15 protein-coding genes and 1 pseudogene are annotated in these 17,924 nt (G+C 65.9%); 10 read left to right on the forward strand and 6 right to left on the reverse strand.

Going from position 1 to position 17,924, the window contains the following annotated elements; translation table 11 throughout:
- Positions 1–44: 44 nt before the first annotated feature.
- Entirely contained in the window at positions 45–1,472 is a 1,428-nt protein-coding gene (ccoG, locus tag HNP55_RS18815) for a cytochrome c oxidase accessory protein CcoG (protein WP_184302948.1), read from the forward strand.
- 177 nt (positions 1,473–1,649) lie between these two features.
- On the opposite strand, the gene HNP55_RS18820 is transcribed toward ccoG, so the two are convergent.
- Positions 1,650–2,801 carry an HD-GYP domain-containing protein gene (locus HNP55_RS18820; protein WP_184302951.1) on the reverse strand — a complete coding sequence of 384 codons (1,152 nt, stop codon included), beginning with the start codon at positions 2,799–2,801 and terminating at the stop codon, positions 1,650–1,652.
- Between the two features lie 349 nt (positions 2,802–3,150).
- Between HNP55_RS18820 and HNP55_RS18825 the strand changes: the two genes are divergently transcribed.
- The 7 genes from HNP55_RS18825 to HNP55_RS18855 all read left to right on the forward strand — a co-directional run bounded on the left by HNP55_RS18825 (position 3,151) and on the right by HNP55_RS18855 (position 11,858).
- Positions 3,151–4,065 carry a protoglobin domain-containing protein gene (locus tag HNP55_RS18825; RefSeq protein WP_184302954.1) on the forward strand — a complete coding sequence of 305 codons (915 nt, stop codon included), beginning with the start codon at positions 3,151–3,153 and terminating at the stop codon, positions 4,063–4,065.
- 14 nt (positions 4,066–4,079) lie between these two features.
- A complete protein-coding gene (locus tag HNP55_RS18830; protein WP_184302956.1) occupies positions 4,080–4,442 on the forward strand; it encodes an STAS domain-containing protein in 363 nt (120 codons plus the stop codon).
- Positions 4,439–4,849 (forward strand): ATP-binding protein, encoded by a 411-nt coding sequence (locus HNP55_RS18835; protein WP_184302959.1) that lies wholly within the window; start codon positions 4,439–4,441, stop codon positions 4,847–4,849. Before HNP55_RS18830 ends, HNP55_RS18835 begins: the two co-directional genes overlap by 4 nt.
- Positions 4,849–5,445, forward strand: a complete 597-nt coding sequence (locus HNP55_RS18840; RefSeq protein ID WP_184302962.1) for a SpoIIE family protein phosphatase — start codon at positions 4,849–4,851, stop codon at positions 5,443–5,445. The genes HNP55_RS18835 and HNP55_RS18840 overlap by 1 nt, the downstream gene beginning before the upstream one ends.
- Positions 5,438–8,257 (forward strand): hybrid sensor histidine kinase/response regulator, encoded by a 2,820-nt coding sequence (locus HNP55_RS18845; protein WP_184302965.1) that lies wholly within the window; start codon positions 5,438–5,440, stop codon positions 8,255–8,257. The genes HNP55_RS18840 and HNP55_RS18845 overlap by 8 nt, the downstream gene beginning before the upstream one ends.
- Positions 8,258–8,344: 87 nt before the next feature.
- Complete coding sequence (locus HNP55_RS18850; RefSeq protein WP_184302968.1) at positions 8,345–10,108, forward strand: ABC transporter ATP-binding protein; 1,764 nt, start codon at positions 8,345–8,347, stop codon at positions 10,106–10,108.
- Complete coding sequence (locus HNP55_RS18855) at positions 10,098–11,858, forward strand: ABC transporter ATP-binding protein (RefSeq protein ID WP_184302971.1); 1,761 nt, start codon at positions 10,098–10,100, stop codon at positions 11,856–11,858. Before HNP55_RS18850 ends, HNP55_RS18855 begins: the two co-directional genes overlap by 11 nt.
- A 64-nt stretch (positions 11,859–11,922) precedes the next feature.
- Here the strand turns inward: HNP55_RS18855 and HNP55_RS18860 are convergent, their stop codons facing one another.
- Positions 11,923–13,755 carry a M4 family metallopeptidase gene (locus HNP55_RS18860; RefSeq protein WP_184302974.1) on the reverse strand — a complete coding sequence of 611 codons (1,833 nt, stop codon included), beginning with the start codon at positions 13,753–13,755 and terminating at the stop codon, positions 11,923–11,925.
- A 341-nt stretch (positions 13,756–14,096) separates the two neighbouring features.
- On the opposite strand from HNP55_RS18860, the pseudogene HNP55_RS18865 reads away from it, so the two are divergent.
- Together HNP55_RS18865 and HNP55_RS24880 are read left to right on the forward strand one after the other, a co-directional pair.
- Positions 14,097–15,392 (forward strand): annotated as a pseudogene (locus HNP55_RS18865) (M20/M25/M40 family metallo-hydrolase); the annotation flags it as partial.
- Complete coding sequence (locus HNP55_RS24880) at positions 15,381–15,719, forward strand: PPC domain-containing protein (RefSeq protein ID WP_409993758.1); 339 nt, start codon at positions 15,381–15,383, stop codon at positions 15,717–15,719. The pseudogene HNP55_RS18865 and the gene HNP55_RS24880, both read left to right, overlap by 12 nt.
- A 42-nt stretch (positions 15,720–15,761) precedes the next feature.
- Here HNP55_RS24880 and HNP55_RS18870 read toward each other — a convergent pair whose 3' ends face one another.
- Genes HNP55_RS18870 through lpxC form a run of 4 tightly spaced genes read right to left on the reverse strand, consistent with a single transcriptional unit; the run spans position 15,762 to position 17,913 of the window.
- Complete coding sequence (locus HNP55_RS18870; RefSeq protein WP_221439688.1) at positions 15,762–15,944, reverse strand: hypothetical protein; 183 nt, start codon at positions 15,942–15,944, stop codon at positions 15,762–15,764.
- A gap of 18 nt (positions 15,945–15,962) precedes the next feature.
- Positions 15,963–16,232 carry a hypothetical protein gene (locus tag HNP55_RS18875; protein WP_184302982.1) on the reverse strand — a complete coding sequence of 90 codons (270 nt, stop codon included), beginning with the start codon at positions 16,230–16,232 and terminating at the stop codon, positions 15,963–15,965.
- The gene (locus tag HNP55_RS18880; protein WP_184302984.1) at positions 16,229–16,978 is read right to left on the reverse strand and encodes a RelA/SpoT domain-containing protein; all 750 of its coding nucleotides are present in this window, start codon (positions 16,976–16,978) and stop codon (positions 16,229–16,231) included. The genes HNP55_RS18875 and HNP55_RS18880 overlap by 4 nt, the downstream gene beginning before the upstream one ends.
- On the reverse strand, positions 16,978–17,913 hold the full coding sequence (lpxC, locus tag HNP55_RS18885; RefSeq protein ID WP_184302987.1) for a UDP-3-O-acyl-N-acetylglucosamine deacetylase: 936 nt from the start codon (positions 17,911–17,913) through the stop codon (positions 16,978–16,980). The genes HNP55_RS18880 and lpxC overlap by 1 nt, the downstream gene beginning before the upstream one ends.
- Between the last annotated feature and the right edge of the window lie 11 nt (positions 17,914–17,924).

Here is a 17,924-nt window from a genome sequence, read left to right on the forward strand (position 1 = left end):
TGTGATTACACCATCTCAGATCGCCCCGGGCCAAGATCATGGCCATGACTAGCACTCGCCAACCCGTCATTCCCATCCACCGCCTGCTGCCCGAGTTGCAAGGCTTTGAAGCGGCCCACAAGGTGCAGGTGCGCAGCATGCGCGGCCGCTTCAGCCGCCTGCGCAGCGCGCTGGTGCTGCTGACCCAGCTGGTCTTCCTGGGCCTGCCCTGGTTGCAGATCAACGGCCGCCAGGCCGTGCGCTTCGATCTGGAGGCGCAGCGCTTCTACCTCTTCAAGCTGGTGCTGGCGCCGCAGGACCTGATCTATCTGACCGGCTTGCTGGTCATCAGCGCCCTGCTGCTCTTCTTCGTCACCGCCTTGCTGGGCCGGGTCTGGTGCGGCTTCGCCTGCCCGCAAACCGTCTACACCCAGCTCTTCCTGGGCTTGGAGAAGCGCTTCGAGGGCGAGCGCCATCTGCGCCTGCGCCTGGACCGGGCCGGCTGGGGGCCGGAGAAGCTGGCCCGCCGCGGCGGCAAGCATCTGGCCTGGCTGCTGCTCAGCCTCTGGGTGGGCCTGAGCTTTGTCGGCTGGTTCTCGCCCATGCGCGAAGTGGCCAGCCAGCTGATGAGCTGGGAGCTGGGCCGCTGGGAGGCCTTCTGGGCCCTGTTCTACGGCGGCTTCACCTATCTCAACGCCGGCCTGCTGCGCGAGAAGATCTGCCAGCACATATGCCCCTACGGCCGCTTCCAGGGCGCCATGCTGGATGCCGACACCCTGCTCGTCAGCTACGACGCCCGGCGCGGTGAGCCGCGCGGCAAGCAGGCCACCGCCAAATCCAGCGGCGCCTGCGTGGACTGCAGCCTGTGCGTGCAGGTCTGCCCGGTGGGCATAGACATCCGCCAGGGCGTGCAATCGGCCTGCATCAGCTGCGCCGTCTGCATCGATGCCTGCGACCAGGTGATGGACAAGCTGCAGGCGCCACGCGGCCTGATCCGTTTTGCCAGCGAGAACGGGGCCAGGGCCGTCGCCCCGAGCCCGCTGCGCGGCCTGCTGGCCCGCCCGCGGGTGCGCATCTACGGCGGCCTCTTGCTAGGCCTTTGCCTGGCCATGGCCTGGGGCCTGGCGCAGCGGCCCGAGCTGCGCCTGGACGTGATACGCGACCGCGGCGTGATGGCGCGCCAGGTGGACGAGGGCGCGGTGGAAAACATCTACCGCCTGCAGGTGGTGAATCTCTCGGAGTCGCCGCGCCATATCAGCCTACAGCTGCAAGGCCTGGCCGGCGGCCAGCTGATAGGCGGCGAGCGCTGGGAGCTCCGCGGCGGCGAAGCGCGCAGCCTGGTGCTGGCCGTGCGCCTGCCAGCACGGGAGGCCCAGGCCTTGCGAGGCCAGGGCGGCGGCCGCGACAGCCGCAGCCATGCCATGGCCTTCAGCATCCGCAATGCGCAGGGCGATGAGGTCAGCGCGGCGTCCAGCTTCGTCGTGCCGCGCTAGGCGAAAAGCTCAGTTGCCAACGGAACTGGGTATTCGGGCCGAGCGCCGGGCCGCCCCAAGCCGGCCCGCCTGAGGCCGTCTGCGGCTCAATGCCGCTGACGGCCTCGTCCCCCCGGGGGACCGACCAGGCTCGCCCGCGTTCAGCGCGGCTGAGCCTGGGCGAGGGGCAGCATGACTTCAGGCGTTCTCACCCATGGCTCGCAGCACCCGGGCCTGCTCTTCCTCGTGCTGAGCCTCGGTGTCGGAGAAGCGCTGGGCGATCTGGTTGAAGTTGTCGGCCTCGGCGATGAAGGCGGCGACGATGTCGGGGTCGAAATGGATGCCGCTGCCGGCCACGATCAGGCCATAGGCCTGCTCGTGCGACATCGCGGGTTTGTAGACGCGGCGGCTGATCAGGGCGTCATACACATCGGCCAGGGCCATCAAGCGGGCCGAGATCGGAATGGCCTCGCCGGCCAGGCCGTTGGGGTAGCCACTGCCATCCCATTTCTCCTGGTGGCTGAGCGCAATCTCCTTGGCAAAGCGCAGGAACGGCGCCTGCTGCTGCATGCGGGACTCGCCCTCCACCAGGGCGCGATAGCCCAGCGTGGTGTGGGTCTTCATGACCTCGAACTCCTCCGGCGTCAGCCGCCCCGGCTTGAGCAGGATGCGGTCCGGCACGCCCACCTTGCCGATATCGTGCAGCGGCGCGCTCTTGACGATCAGCTCGATATTGCTGGGCGTCAGCTCGGCCGAGAAGCGCGCATGGCCTTGCAGATGATCGGCCAGGGCCTGCACATAAAGCTGGGTGCGGACGAGGTGGTGGCCGGTCTCGTTGTCGCGCGTTTCGGCCAGCGAGGCCAGGGCCATGATGGTGACGTCCTGCACCACCTGGATCTCATGCACGCGGCGGCGGACTTCCTCTTCCAATGTGGCATTGCGGTCCTTCAGCACCTGGCGCGCGTTCTTCAGCACCAGATGGGTTTCGATACGGGCCAGCAGAATCGGCGGGCTGACCGGCTTGGACAGAAAGTCCACCGCGCCCAGCTCAAAGCCCTGGGCCTCGGCCGAGGTGTCGCTGCGGGCGGTCAGGAAGACCACCGGGATCTCGGCGGTGCGGGCGTCAAGCTTCAGACGGCGGCAGACCTCGTAGCCGTCCATGCCCGGCATCAGCACGTCCAGCAGGATCAGGTCCGGCTGCGGGTCGCTGCTGGCAATCACCAAGGCTTTTTCCCCGTTTGTGGCCACCTTGATCTGGTAATGCTGCTTGAGCAGCCGCGAGATCAGGGCAAGGTTCTCGGGGGTATCGTCAACCACCAAGACCGACTGCCGAAGCGTCTGTTCCACCATAGATCTCCTATGTATCGTCCGACGTTCAGAGGGCCTAAAGCACGCGCAAGCAGACCCGGCAAGGCTTGAAGTTATACGCCCGAATCCACAAGCCAGAACCGAACCTCAAGCAAGGCCTCAATAGTATGCGGATCAGCAAATTCGATTGCAAGAAATGAGGGGCAGAGCCGCCCCAACTTGCGCAAAGCACAACGTCGTGCAGTCCGCCTCTTGTTGAAGTTATCCCGACCCCAGCAGAACACGAAATAGTTTCATTTTTCTGGCGCTTTCGTCGAAGATGGAAATAATCGCCTAATCAGACGGCGACGCCTGTCCCTGCCATTCGTCACGTGAACCACGGAGAACATCCATGTCCTCGGTCGATCTTCACAATGAATCGCTCGCCAATGTCCAGCAGCTGCGCAGCATGCTGGACATTGACGATGACTTGCTGGATGCCGTGCAGCGCTACGGCAAGATCGCCATTCCGCAGCTGCCGCAGTTCCTGGATGCCTTCTACGCCTGGATGGCGCACCAACCCGACTACCGCACCTTCTTCTCCGACCCCGAACGGCTGCAGCGCGTCAAGGGCGGCCAGCTGCGCTACTGGCAGGGCTTCTTCCGCGCCCAGGTGGACGACAACTATCTGCGCCGCCTGCGCGATGTCGGCGAGGTCCATGCCCGCATCGGCCTGCCCCTGCCCACCTACTTCGCCGCGATGGATGTGTCGCTCGCCATGCTGCTGGAGAACTTTTACGACAACTCCCTGCCGCCGGACGACTACATCCGCTGCGCCCGCGCCGTCACCCGCCTGGTGCACTTCGACACCACGGCCGTGGTGGAAACCTACTCGCATCTGCTCGGCCGCCGCATGGCCGAGCAGACCCGCAGCCTGATCGCCATGTCCACCCCGGTGACCTCGCTGTGGGAGGGCATTCTGTTGCTGCCCATCATTGGCCTGGTCGATTCGCGGCGCGCCCAGGACATCATGCATTCCTCGCTCTCGCGCATCGCCGAGTCGCGCGCCAAGGTCTTCATCATCGACATCAGCGGCGTCTCGGTGGTGGACACGGCGGTGGCCAATCATCTGATCAAGGTGGTGCAGGCCTCGCAGCTGATGGGCTGTGTCTGCATCCTCTCCGGCCTCTCGCCCGCCATCGCCCAGACCATTGTGGAGCTGGGCATCCCGGTCAACGATTTGCGCACCACCTCCACCCTGCGCAATGCGCTGGAGATCGCCTTCAAATTTGCCGGCGTCAGCGTCAAACAGATCAGCGACAACTGAACGAATCCAAGCCCTTGGACGCCTCCACCAACGTCATTTACAGCCTGGTCTCGGGCTGCCTGGTCGCCACCGTCCACGGCGAGATGACGGCCGAATCCCTGCAGGCCATGAACCAACCCTTGCTGCAGCAACTCGGCCACAGCGAGCAGCATATGGTGCTGATCGATATGTCCGGCGTGGACCTGCTGGACCTGGCGGACTTCAGCGCCCTGCGCCAGATGCTGGACACCATCCACCTGATGGGCGCCCGCGCCGTGTTGATCGGCCTGCAGGCCGGGCTGGCGGCCTTGCTGGTCAATCTGGGCGCCGACACCCGGGGCCTGCGCGTGGCCGGCACGCTGGAGCAGGCCCTCTCTGTTTACGGACGCAAGCCATGAAGGTCGGCAAGGATGTCGAGGTGATCATCAGCGACGAGGCGGACCTCTGGATCGCCCTGGCCGAGGTGGACCATCTGGCGCGCGCGGCCGGCTTCCCGGCGGCCGACACCGCCCGGCTCAAGACGGCGGCCTCCGAGCTGGCCCAGAACATCCTCAAATACGCCGGCCGCGGCCGCCTCTGCCTGCGCCTGCTCGACCCCTATCTGCAGGCCGGCGCCTGCGAGCTGGTGGCGCAGGACCAGGGCCCGGGCATTGCCGATATCAGCGTCGCCATGCGCGACAGCTACAGCACCGGCGGCACCCTGGGCCTGGGCCTGCCCGGGGTACGCCGGCTCAGCGAGCACTTCAAGATCGAATCCAAGCCGGGGGCGGGCACCGTGGTCACCGCGCGCTTCAGCCGACGCTGATGAAGCTCGAATACGGCAGCTACAGCCTCCCCTGCTTCGGGCAGACCGAGTCGGGTGATCTGCTCTTCACGCAAGCCAGCGCGCAGGGGCTGCTGTTCGGCCTGATCGATGTCTCGGGCCATGGCGAGCAAGCGGCCAAGGTGGCCCGCGAGATCCAGGCCTGGATAGGCGACAAGGCAGCCGAGCGGCCCCTCACCTTCCTGCAGCAACTGGACAAGCGCTTGCGCGGCCACGGCAGCGGCGTGGGCATGGTCTGCCATCTGGACAGCCGGCGGGCCTTGCTGAGCTATTGCGGCGTCGGCAACCCCTTGCTCTGGCTGGTGGACAAGCATCAGGTACACAGCTTCCCCTCCAAGCCCGGCCTGATCGGCCAGTACCTGCCAAGGCTGGAGGAGCGCCACGTCACCCTGGGCCTGGACGATGTGATCGTGCTGGCCTCCGACGGCCTCGCCTCCAACGCCATCTGCGACGACGGTTTCCCGGCCGCCAAGCTGCGCACCCTGTCGGCCGCCGATTGCGCGCTCAATCTGGTGCGCCAGCAAGGCCGTTTCCACGACGACGCCAGCTGCCTGGTCGTGCGGTGCCGTCATGATTGATCTGGGCCTGCTCAAACCCTGCGCCCGCGGCCCGGCCGGCCTCTTGCCCAATACCCAGGGGCGCCGCCGCCTGCTGGAGATGGGCCGTGCCCTGGCCTGGCCGGCCCCCGTGCTGCTGCGCCAGGCGGTGGTGTTCTCGCATCTGGCCCGTCTGGCCACGGACTTGCCCGAGGTCTCCGACGTGCGGGTGCAATTCCTGAGCATGAGCGGCCAGCTGGCTTACACCCTGCACCATGCAGGGCCGGCCGTCGAGGCCGAGCGCCTGCCGGCCTGCGAAGGCCGGCGGCAACAAACCCTGGCCGATGGCCGCCAACAGCTGCAGCTATTGGTGGGCGACGGCGCCGATGCACTGGAAATTGGCGACGCCGAGCGCCTGGACAAGGCCCGCCAATGCCTGGCGCTGCGCAGCACCGAGGAGTTGTTCGCCGACATCCACGAGAAAAACCAGGCGCTGGAAGAGGCCCGCCTGACCCTGGAGCAGCGCATCAAGGAGCGCACCATGGAGCTGCAGCAGGCCATGACCATCGCCGAGGCGGCGGTCGAAACCAAGAGCGCCTTCCTGGCCAATATGAGCCATGAAATCCGCACGCCCATGAACGCCATCATCGGCCTGGCCCATCTCTGCCTGAAGACCGGCTTGGACGCACGCCAGCACGACTACGTCACCAAGATCCACCACTCCGGCCAGTCCCTGCTGGGCATCTTGAACGACATCCTGGACTTCTCCCGCATCGAGGCCGGCAAGCTGGCCATGGAGGCGATCGAGTTCGAGCTCAGCACCGTGCTGGACAGCCTTGTCACCGTGATCGCCCAGCGCGCCTACGGCAAGGGCCTGGAGCTGCTGATCGATGTGCACGAGGACGTTCCCGCCCATCTGATCGGCGACCCCCTGCGCCTGGGCCAGATCCTCACCAATCTGGTCGGCAATGCGATCAAGTTCACCGAGCAGGGCCAGGTCGGCCTGGAGATCAGCCTGCTGCTTGACCGTGGCCAGGACTTGCAGCTGCGCTTCAGCGTGGAAGACACCGGCATCGGCATGTCGCCCGAGCAATGCCGCAAGATGTTCAAGGCCTTCTCGCAGGCGGACGAATCCACCACCCGCAAATACGGCGGCACCGGCCTGGGCCTGGCCATCAGCAAGCGCCTGGTGGAGATGATGGGCGGCGAGATCGACGTCAGCTCCGAGCAGGGCAAAGGCAGCCGCTTCTTCTTCAGCGCCCACTTCGGCCGCGGCGAGGGCGGCCAGCCCCGCCCCGTGCTACCGCCCCAGCTGCATCGCGCCCGCGCCCTGCTGGTGGACGATAACCCCGTGGCCGAACGCATTCTGCGCACCCTGCTGGAGCGCCTGGAGCTGCGGGTGGACAGCTGCCAGTCCGCCCTCGCGGCCTACGATTTGCTGGCCGCCGCCGATGGGCAAGACCCCTACAAACTGGTTTTCCTGGACTGGAAGATGCCGGTGGTGGACGGCATGCAGGCCGCCCAGCACATCCGCCACGAGATGCCGCTGAGCCACCCGCCGCGCCTGGTCATGGTGACGGCCTTTGGCATGGAGGAAACCCGCGCCCGCGCCGAGGCCATAGGCGTGGACGGCTTTTTGCACAAACCCGTCGGCCCCTCCTCCTTGCTCGACGCCTTGCTGGACCTCTACGGCGACTACAAGATCAAGCTGCCCGCCCCCGCCGCGCACGAGTCCAGGCTGCGCTTCGAGGATGTGCATGTGCTGCTGGTGGAAGACAACGAGATCAACCGCCAGATCGCGCTCGAGCTGTTCGCCCTGGTCGGCGTCAGCGCCGAGGTGGCGCTCAACGGCCAGGAGGCGCTGGAGCTGCTGACGCGCAGCGGGCCCGCGCCTTTTGACATCGTCTTCATGGACATGCAGATGCCGGTGATGGACGGCCACGAGGCCGCCCGCCGCCTGCGCGCCGACCCGCGCTTCGACCCACTCCCCATCATCGCCATGACGGCACACGCCATGGCCGAAGAGCGCGAGCGCTGCCTCAGCGAAGGCATGCAAGCCCATATTTCCAAGCCCCTGGATCCGGGCAATCTCTACCGCCACATCGCCCAGTTCAGCGGCAAGGAACTCAAGCCCCAGGATCCGGACACCGAGCCGGCCGGCTTGTCCCCGGAGGCCGCGGCCCAGGACCTACAGCAGCGCCTGTCCAAATTCATCGCCAAGCCCAGCCCCGAGGGCGAGGCCTTGATCGCCGCCCTGCCGGGCCTGGACATCGCCGCCGCCCTGCCACGCTTTGTCAACGACGCCGGCTCGCTGCGCAACACCTTGCAAGGCTTTTGCGTCAACCAGGGCCATGCGCTGGAGGAGCTGGGCAGCGCCTTGCAGCGGCAGGACTGGGCCGAGGGCGAGCGCTTGGCGCATACCTTGAAGGGCTTGTCCGCCACCTTCGGCATGGGCGCGCTGGCGCGGGCCTCGGCCGCGCTTGAACAGGCCCTGCGCCAGCCCGAACCCGAGGCCCAAGCCCTGCGCAGCGGCATGGCGGAACTGAGCCAGGTCTTGCAAAGCGTGCTCGCTCAGTTGCATGCCTACTTCGGCACCGCCGCCACGGTGGAACTCTTTGTGCAAGCCGGCGGCGCGAACAGCGCGCCCGGCGACCCCGCCGCCGCCCAGGCCTTGCAAGAGCGGCTGCGCCAGCTGCTGCAGGACTCCGATCTGGACGCCCTGGCCCTGGCCGAGGCGCAGACCCCCTTGCTGCGCACCTGGCTGGGGCCGACCCGGACCGAGACCTTGCTGAGGCATTTGCAGCGCTTTGACTTTGACGCTGCGCTGGCTGTACTGGATCTCGCCAAGGGTTAAATCCAACTGGCCAGCGACCCGCGCACAGGCCTCCTAAAATCGGCCGCTGCCCTCCAATCACCCGCCTCCTGCGGCGGGCCCCGCGCGATGACCCTAAGCAAAATGTTGCTCGGCTTTGTACGCCGGCATTGGCGCTCCTATGCCGCCGCCGCCCTGATGCTGGCCTGCATCGCCGTGCTGAGCACCTGGATCCCGCGCCAGGTGGGCCATGTGGTGGACGGCATGGTGGCCGGCGCCCTGCAGGGTCAGGTCTTGCTGCAGCAGCTGGGTCTGCTGGTGGCGGCCGGCGCCGCCATCTATCTGCTGCGGGTGGGCTGGCGCCTGGCCTTGTTCGCCGCCGCCTACCGCCTGGGCCAGCAGCTGCGCACCCAGCTCTATGCCCGGCTCACCCTGCAAGGCCCGGTGTTCTTCCAGGCCAAGCGCAGCGGCGATCTGATGGCCCTGGCCACCAACGATGTGGACGCCGTGGAGATGGCCGCCGGCGAGGCCTTGCTAGCCGCCTTTGACGGCACGCTGACCTTGGTGCTGGTGCTGCTGATGATGACCGTGGGGGTGGACTGGCGCCTGGGCCTGGCGGCGCTCTTGCCCTTCCCGCTGATGGCGCTGGCCTTCTGGCGCATCTCCGACCACATCCACCAGGCCTGGCAAAGCTCGCTCGCGCGTTTCTCCAAGCTCAACCAGCATGTGCAGGAAGGCCTGGCCAGCGTGCGCACCCTGCGCGCCCTGGGCCTGGCCGAGCACAATAGCGGCCAGTTCCGCACGCTGGCGGCCAGCGCCGGCGAGGCCAGCTACCAGGCCCAGCGCTGGGAGGCGGCTTACGAGCCGGCCGTGGGCATGACGCTGAGCGCGGCCACCGTCATCGCCCTGGGTCTGGGCGGCTTGCTGGTGGCCAGGCAGGAGCTGAGCATCGGCCAGCTGACGGCCTTCACCATGTATCTGGGCCAGCTGATCTGGCCCATGTTTGCCGCCGGCTGGGTGCTGTCCCTGCTGGAGCGCGGCCGCGCCGCCTGGGACCGCTTGCTGCCGGTGCTCGAAGCGCCGCTGAGCCTGGAGGACAAGGGCCTGCACCCTATGCCGGCGCAGGCCGGGCTGAGCTTTGAACATCTGAGCTTCAGCTATGCCGGGGCCGGCCAGCCGGCCTTGCAAGACATCCAGTTGCAGCTGCGGCCCGGCCAGACCCTGGGCCTGGTCGGCCCCACGGGAGCGGGCAAATCGACCCTGCTGAATCTGCTGCTGCGCCAGTTCGAAGCTAGCCAAGGCCGCATCGCGGTAAGTGCGGGTGGGCAAAGCCATGACCTGGCCGAGATCAGCCTGCAAAGCCTGCGCGCCGCCATCGCCTGGGTGCCGCAAGAGCCGTTTTTGTTCTCGGCCTCCATCGCCGAGAACATCGCCCTGACCCGCCCCGGGGCCACGCGCGCCGAGGTCGAACAGGCCGCCCGCATGGCGGCCGTGCACGAGGACATTGCCCGCCTGCCCCAGGGCTACGAGACCGAGGTGGGCGAGCGCGGCGTGACCCTGTCCGGCGGCCAGCGCCAGCGGGTGGCGATCGCGCGCGCCCTGCTGTCCGAGGCGCCCATTCTGCTGCTGGACGACGCCTTGTCGGCCGTGGACACCGGCACCGAGACGCAGATCCTCGATCATCTGCGCGAGCTGCGCCAGGCGCGCCCCGAGCGCAGCGTCATCATCGTCAGCCACCGCCTCAGCGCCGTGATGGAGGCCGACCAGATCGCCGTGCTGCGCAAGGGCCGCATCAGCGAACAGGGCAGCCATGCCCAGCTGCTGGAGGCCGGCGCCTGGTACGCCAGCCAATGGCGTTATCAACAACTGGAGGCCAGCCTTGATGCCCTCTGAAGAAACAAAAAAAGACGAGCGGCCCTGGGCCTCGGTCGGCCTGCTGCTGGACGCCGCCAGGCCCGAGAAGCGCACCATGCTGTGGGGCGTGCTGTGGCTGCTGGTGGCCGCCGGGCTGGAGGCGCTGGGGCCCATCATCGGCAAGCAGTTCATCGACGCCCATCTGCTGCCGCGCCAGTTCGACCTCCCCGCCATGGCCGGGCTGTTGATCGCCTTGCTGGCCTGCGGCTGGGTGGCCAGCTGGATACGTTACGCCCAGCTCAGCCGCATGGCCGGCGTGGCCCAGCGCTCGGTGCTGCGCCTGCGCGAGCAGGTCTACGCCCATGTGCTGGCCCTGCCCATGGCTTTTTTCGACCGCGCCATCACCGGCCAGCTGGTCAGCCGCGTCACCAATGACAGCGAGGCGGTCAACACCTTGTATCGCCAGGTGCTGTACGTGATGCTGGACTCCAGCATCGTGGTGCTGGGCTCGCTGGTCGCGATGGCCTGGCTGGACTGGCGGCTGATGCTGATCGTCGCCACCCTGATCCCGGCCATGCTGATCATCATCCTGCTCTACCAGCGCCTGAGCGCGCCGGCCGTGGCCCGCGCCCGCCAGCTGCGCAGCGAAATCAATGCCCAGATGGCCGAGAGCATGGCCGGCATGGCCATGTTGCAGGCGGCCGGTGCGGCCCAGCGCTTTGGCCAGCGCTTCGGCAGCACCAACACCGCCCACTTCGAGGCGCGCCAGAAAGAGCTGCGCGCCAATGCCTGGCTCCTGCGCCCGGCCCTGGACCTGCTCAATGTGCTGCTGCTGGTGACCGTCATCTACGGCTTTGGCCGGCGCGAGATGTCGGGCCTGGAGGTGGGCCTGCTCTACGCCTTCCTCAGCTATATCGCCCGGGTGGTGGAGCCGCTGATCCAGATCACCATGCAGTTCGGCCAGCTGCAGCAGTCCATGGTGGCGGCCGCGCGGGTGCGCAGCCTTTTGCAAGAGACCGCGCCCGTCGTGGCCAGCGCCAACGGCCGGCCGATTACCCAAGGCCAAATCGAGATCGAGCAGCTCAGCTTCGGCTACGCGCCCGAGCGGCCCGTGCTGCATGAGTTGAATGTACAGATTCCGGCCGGCTCCTTTGTAGGCATCGTCGGCCACACCGGCAGCGGCAAGTCCACCCTGCTCTCGCTGCTCTTGCGCTTTTACACGCCGCAGCTGGGCGGCATCCGCATCGACGGCCAGGCCCTGGCCAGCATCCCGGACGCCGCCTTCCGCGCCGCCGTCGGCCTGGTGCCGCAAGAGCCCTATCTGATGGCGGCCTCGGCGCGCGAGAACATCGCCATGGGCCGCGACATCCCCGAGGCCCAGCTGCGCGCCGCGGCGCAAGCCGCCCGCATCGACGAGTTTTTATCCGCCCTGCCTCAAGGTTATGACACGATGCTGGGCGAGGGCGGGGCCCGCGTCTCCACCGGCCAGAAGCAGCTGATCGCCATGGCCCGCGCCCTGGCCGGCGCGCCCAAGATCCTGTTCCTGGACGAGGCCACCTCGAATATCGACAGCGCCACCGAGCGCATCGTCAGCGAGGCCCTGGCGGCCTTGCGCGGCCGAGTGACGGTGCTGGCTATCGCCCACCGGCTCTCCACCATCCGCGCGGCCGATCAAATCATCGTGCTCAACCACGGCCACCTGGCCGAGCGTGGCCGGCACGAGGAGCTGATGGCGCGGGAGGGCGGCATTTACCAGCGCCTGGTGCAGTTGCAGGACTTGAGCGAGTAGCGAAAAGGAAAATAAGAAAAAGGCCGGGCGCCAGGCCCGGCCTTGCTGCCTTGCGGCGCGGCTCTTAGTTGTAGTTGGCGACCAGGCTGGTGCTGCCGACGGTCGCATAGGCGCTCAGCAGCAGATAGTAGGTGCCGGCCTTGGGCGTGGCCACCGTGATGGTCTCGCTATTGCTCGAACCGTCGGACTTGAGCTCATACGAAGTCGTGCTCGGGGCGCTGCCGAACTTCAGATAGATATCGCCGTCACCCGTGCCACCGGAGAGCTTGAACGTCAGGTTCTTGGCGCCGGCAGGCACGACCAGGGTGTAGAGCTTGCTCGCGCCCTTGCTCAGGCTGATGCCGGTCTGCGCCACGCCCTTGCTCAGGGCCGTGCCCGTCGGCGGCTGGGTCGCGCAGCTGACACCCACGGCGGCGAAGGCCGAGGTCACATCAGCCACGGCATAACCCCGGTTGGTGGCGGCTTTCTCCACCCCGCAAGCGCCTTGGTTGAAGGTGCTATTGGCCGTCCAGTACAGGCGGTTGGCGTCGACCATCACCTCGAAGGCCTTGCGCGTGTTCCAGCCCGCCTTGGTGGCCAGCAGATAGAAGGCCTTGTTGTAGACGCCGCTGGACAGGTGCACGTCCAGGCTGTCGTTGTAATTGCTGGCGTGTCCGATCGAACGGCCGTCGCGGGTCGGGTCGGCGAAATAGCGCAAGGCACCGCTGGCCTTGAAGATCTCGCTGCCCACCAGCCAGTCATTCCTGCCCTTCATGAAGAACTCGGCCGCCTCGCCCGCCATATCGGAGAAGGCCTCGTTCATGCCGCCCGATTGCTTGGCATAGACCAGGCCCGAGTTCTGCTCGGTAAAGCCGTGGCTGACCTCGTGGGCCGAGACATCCAGCGACACCAGGGGGTAGAAGGTGCTGGCGCCGTCGCCGAAGTGCATGGCCGTGCCGTCCCAGAAGGCATTCTCGTAATTGCTGCCGTAATGCACCTTCATGTACAAGGTCTGGCTGATGGGCCGCAGGCCGAACCAGCCCTGGTACATATTGAAGACCACATTGCCGAAGTAATGCGCGTCGTTGAGCGGCGAGTAGGCGCCGTTGGTCAGCTTGTACTCATTGCGCGGGCAGCTGAACTTGAAGGGCGTGGTGCCGCTGCTGCCGCCGCGCAGATCGACGGTGATCACATTGCCGCTATTCATCTGGCAGTCGTCGGTGACCACCAGGGGCCCATACGTCGTGCCGTACTCGTACTTGCCGGTCTTGGCATTGCCGCCGGGGCCGGTCGCGTCCCGGTGGTTCAGGCCTTCCCAGCGCTCCAGCACCGCGCCGCTATTGGCGTCGATCAGGAAGTGGGGGCGGCTGGGGTGCTGGCCATCGCTGCTGTCCACGAAAGACACCAGATAGACCAGCTTGCCCACATTGCGCTCATCCAGCTTGATGAAGAGCTTGACCTGCTCATTCGTGCTCAGGGCAGCGGAACGGGCGCCGCTGGCGCCGTGCAAGCCCTTGGCCTGGCTCAGCACCGCGGCCTGCGACAGGCTGGGCTGGGTATGCGCCAGGTCCTGCACCAGATTGCGCACCAGGGCGCCGCTGAAGTTGCTGGTTTGGGCCCTGGCGGAGGCATGCTCCACCACCGCCTCGCCCCAGATGGGCACGCCTTTGTACAACTGCTGATGGCGGGTAACCACCAGGCCGTTGGCATAGCTCTGGCTGCGCAGCGGCTGCAACTCCTCGGCCGCCAGGCCCAGGGCAGCGGCCGGGCCACTGCCGCCGCGCAGGGCGGTGATGCCGCTGCGCTGCAAGTCCTGACCATTCAGGTCCACACGCTCGGCAGCCATGGCCTGGCAGGCCAGGGCCGAGAGAGCCGCCAGCAGGCTGAGGCGCAGCGCGCCAAATTGGGGTGATCTCATCATGATTTCCTTGGTTTCGAAGTGGTTTTTTCAATCCCTGGACACCTGCCTGCCGCAGGGCGGAGGCGGGCCGCAGCGGCGCCAGACCTGGATCACAGGCCGGCCACCGCCACGTGCGAGCCGCCCCAGGGCGGACCCGTGGGGCGCATCCTAGGCACGGGCGATCAGCGCACAAGCTGTCATATCTGACAGGTACGTAACTCGGTATTTACAAGCCGCCGGAGGCCTGCGAAAAGTGCCGTCGCCAGCAGGATTCAGCCGACCGACCCCAGAACAAGGGGACCGGGCTTTGCGGGAACCGCGGCCTTCAACCACCCATTTGGAGAAATCCGGAGAACACGATGCACCCTCTGAAAACCCTCATTGCCATCACCCTCGGCAGCCTGCTGCTGAGCAATGCCCAGGCCACGCCAGCCGCCGCCAGCGTCAGCAGCAGCAGCCAGCGGATCTGGATCAGCCTGGGCGACGCGGCCTACCAGCAGCTGCAAAAACTGCCCAGGCTCAAGGCCCGCAGCGAGGCCTCGGTCGCCGCCCTGGCTTCGGGCCCGGCCCCGGCGCTCATGCCGGGCGCCAGCCTGGAAGGCGCGGCGGCGCTGGAGCAAGTCCATCTGGTCGAGGTGGATGAGGCCGGCCTGGCCGATTTGTCCGAGGCCGTGCACCAGAGCCTGCGCCGTTGCGGCGGCTATCTATTCCACGCCAGCAAGGAGGACGGCCTGCGCAGCCTGCAGCGCCTGAGCCGGCCGAGGCAGCAAGCGCTGCTGGCAGCCAGCAAACCCAGCTATGTCATCGACCAGCAAGCCCTGGTGACGCCCATGCTGAGCCAGATGCAGGCCAGCAATATCGGCCAGACCATTCTGGACCTGTCGGCCCACACCAACCGCTACTACACCAGCAGCGGCGGGGTGGCCGCCTCGAACTGGCTGAAGACCCGCTGGAGCAATCTGGCCGCCGGGCGCAGCGACATCACGGTCGAGCAGTTCAATCACCCGGGCTGGGCGCAGAAATCGGTGATCGCCACCTTCAAGGGCACGGACAACGCCAGCGAGCTGGTGGTGCTGGGCGCCCATCTGGACTCCATCGCCGGTGCCAATACCGGCGAGAGCACCCGCGCCCCCGGCGCCGATGACGATGCCTCCGGTGTGGCCAGCCTGACCGAGATCATCCGCAGCCTGGTGGCCAGCAATTTCAAACCGCGCCGCACGCTCAAATTCATGGCCTATGCCGCCGAGGAGGTGGGCTTGCGCGGCTCGCAGGAAATCGCCAAGAGCCTTGCCAACCAGAATGCCAATGTGGTGGGCGTGATCCAGCTGGACATGACCAATTACAAGGGTGCGGCCAACGACATCTACCTCTTCAGCGACTACACCGATGCGGGGCAGAACCAGTTCCTGAGCCAGCTGATCCAGACCTATCTGCCCACGCTGAAGATTGGCACTGATCGCTGCGGTTATGCCTGCTCCGACCATGCCTCCTGGAACGCCCAGGGCTATGCCACCAGCATGCCCTTCGAGTCCTCCTTCGCGGCCGACAACCCCTATATCCACAGCGCCAACGACACCTACGCCAATAGCGGCAACCAGGCCGACCATTCGCTCAAGTTTGCCCGCATGGCCCTGGCCTACGCGGTGGAACTGGGCGCGGACGGCCCGGCCGTCACGCCCCCTGCCGACAAGACCGAGAATTTCAGCGGCAACCTGACGCTCAATCAGACGCGCAGCTTCGGCCCCTTCAAGCTCAAGGCAGGCGGCACGCTCAAGGCCAGCACCACGGGCACGGGCGATATCGATCTATTCGTCAAGAAAGGCGGGGCCGCCAGCACCAGCAGCTATGACTGCAAGAGCGATGGCAACACGGCCAGCGAGAGCTGCAGCGTCAACAGCGCGACCAATACCGAGGTCTATGTGCTGCTCAAGGGCTATAGCGCGGGCAGCTACCGGCTGACGGTGACGTACACGCCGCAGTGAGCATGGCGGGGTCAGCAGGGCGGTCTCCGGGCCGCCCTGCCCTCATAGCAAGATAGCCAGCCGCTCCAGGATCAGCATGGCGAAGAAGCCCAGGCCGGCCAACACCGTCCATTTGACGATGACGAGGCCACGCTGGCGCCAGCTGACCTGGCCGGTGGCGATGTAAAGCGCAAAGCAAAGCACGCCCGCGAACAACAGCAGGCCGACGACGAGGCGGAAGATCATCACGGTGAAATCGCCTCCTCAACGGACATTTGGCATGACCTTTTCATTGGAACGAATACCCGCCGCAGCGATCTGCTGCAGGCTTTCAAAATACCGGCCATGAGTCAGGCGCAGGGCTTGTTCATCAGCAGCTTCAAGCAAGACAACTTCGTGCATCAATGCGCGCCTGTTCAGATCCAACTCAAGATTCAAACGCGCCATTTCGGCGGCCTCGCGCTCGACATCGGCATAGCTTTTAATGCTCGCCAGTACACCCCTGTGTCGATCGTATTCAAGTAGGAAGATCACGATTTTCCTGCATTCATTTTTTGTGGATCAGAGAGGAATTCAGTCAGGTAGCGAAGCAAGATAGCCCGATTTTCCTCGATGTCCTGAATGTAGAGCGTCCACTCTTCGTTGAACGATTCATCCGCGATGGTCCTGAGATCCAAGGCGCGCTGGCGGTCGAGCTCAAAGAACTTCAACTCTTGTGTTTCGTGCTTATGCACCAAGGCCGATAACAAAGACAAGGCTGATCGAGGCCACTCAGGGCCCCGTCCGTACTTAATTTCGTGTCCATGAATATCGGCCAACTTTTCAGATAGCGAAGCCCATAGGTGCTGCAGCTGGGTTCGAATCTGCATCTCCGCCAGATAGGCGTCATGCTTGACGATGACATGAAGGGCGCGGTAAGCAAAGGTCGGCCGTTCACGCTTGTCGTCAACGATGGCCCCCGAAAACCTTTGGGAGATTTCCGCCAGAACCCGATCTTGCTCCGCCATATCGGCCACGATCACCCGACACCCCGCAATGTCCTGAATCTGCCCCAAACGAATCGACTGGCGGCGCAGCTTGTCAACAATGGCCAGAGTGGACTTTGCCGATCGCGCCGTGGGCGCCAGACCCATCTCGTCCCGCAGCACCCGCATCAGCATTTCACTGACCGCGCCAAACGAACGACGGTACTCGTCCAGCATCCGCAAGTCCGCCTCTTCCAGCGGCTCCTTCTTCAGCCGCTCACCGAGTTTGGTCAGCTGAGACTGGCTGATTGCCATCACCAAGCCGGTGCCAGCTTGGCAAAGCCCTGCGGCGCCTTGGTCTCATCCTCAAAGGTGACGTAGTCATAGGCCGTCTCATCCGCCAGCAAGGCGCGCAGCAGCTTGTTGTTCAGCGCGTGACCGCCCTTGAAGGAGGTGTAGGCGGCCAGCAAGGGATGGCCCACCACCTGCATATCGCCGATGGCGTCGAGGATTTTGTGTTTGACGAATTCGTCGTCATAACGCAGTCCATCAGCGTTCAGCACGCGGTAGTCGTCCACCACGATGGCGTTGTCCATGGAGCCGCCCAGGGTCAGGCCGCGCGAGCGCATCAGTTCGATGTCGCTGGTCATGCCGAAGGTGCGGGCGCGCGCGATCTCGCGCTTGTACTGGCCCGAGCCCATGTCGAAGACATATTGCTGGCCGGTGGCCGAGACGGCCGGGTTGTCGAATTCGATCTCGAAGCTGAGCGTGTAACCATGGTGGGGCGCCAGCCGCGCCCACATCAGGCGCTTGCCCTCGCCCTGGCGCACTTCCACCGTTTTCTTGACGCGCAAAAACTTCTTGGCCGCCTTCTGCAGCTCGATGCCGGCGCTTTGCAGGAGGTAGACAAAGCTGGCGGCCGAGCCGTCCAGAATGGGTACCTCGTCGGCATTGATGTCGACGTAGAGATTGTCCAGGCCCAGGCCGGCGCAGGCCGAGAGCAGATGTTCGATGGTCTGTACCTTGGGGCCGCCGGGGTCGCCATTCGGGCTGATGGTGGTGGCCATGCGGGTGTCGCAGACGGTGTCGGTGCGCACCGGGATGTCCACCGGCGTGTTCAGGTCGACCCGACGAAAGACGATGCCCGTGTCGGGCGCGGCGGGGCGCAGGGTCAGCTCGACTCTTTGCCCGCTGTGTATGCCCACGCCCACGGCACGGGTCAGGGACTTCAGCGTTCTTTGTTGCAGCATGGGGACGATTG

The organism is Roseateles oligotrophus (assembly GCF_014204525.1).
Lineage (GTDB): Bacteria > Pseudomonadota > Gammaproteobacteria > Burkholderiales > Burkholderiaceae_C > Paucibacter_A > Paucibacter_A oligotrophus_A.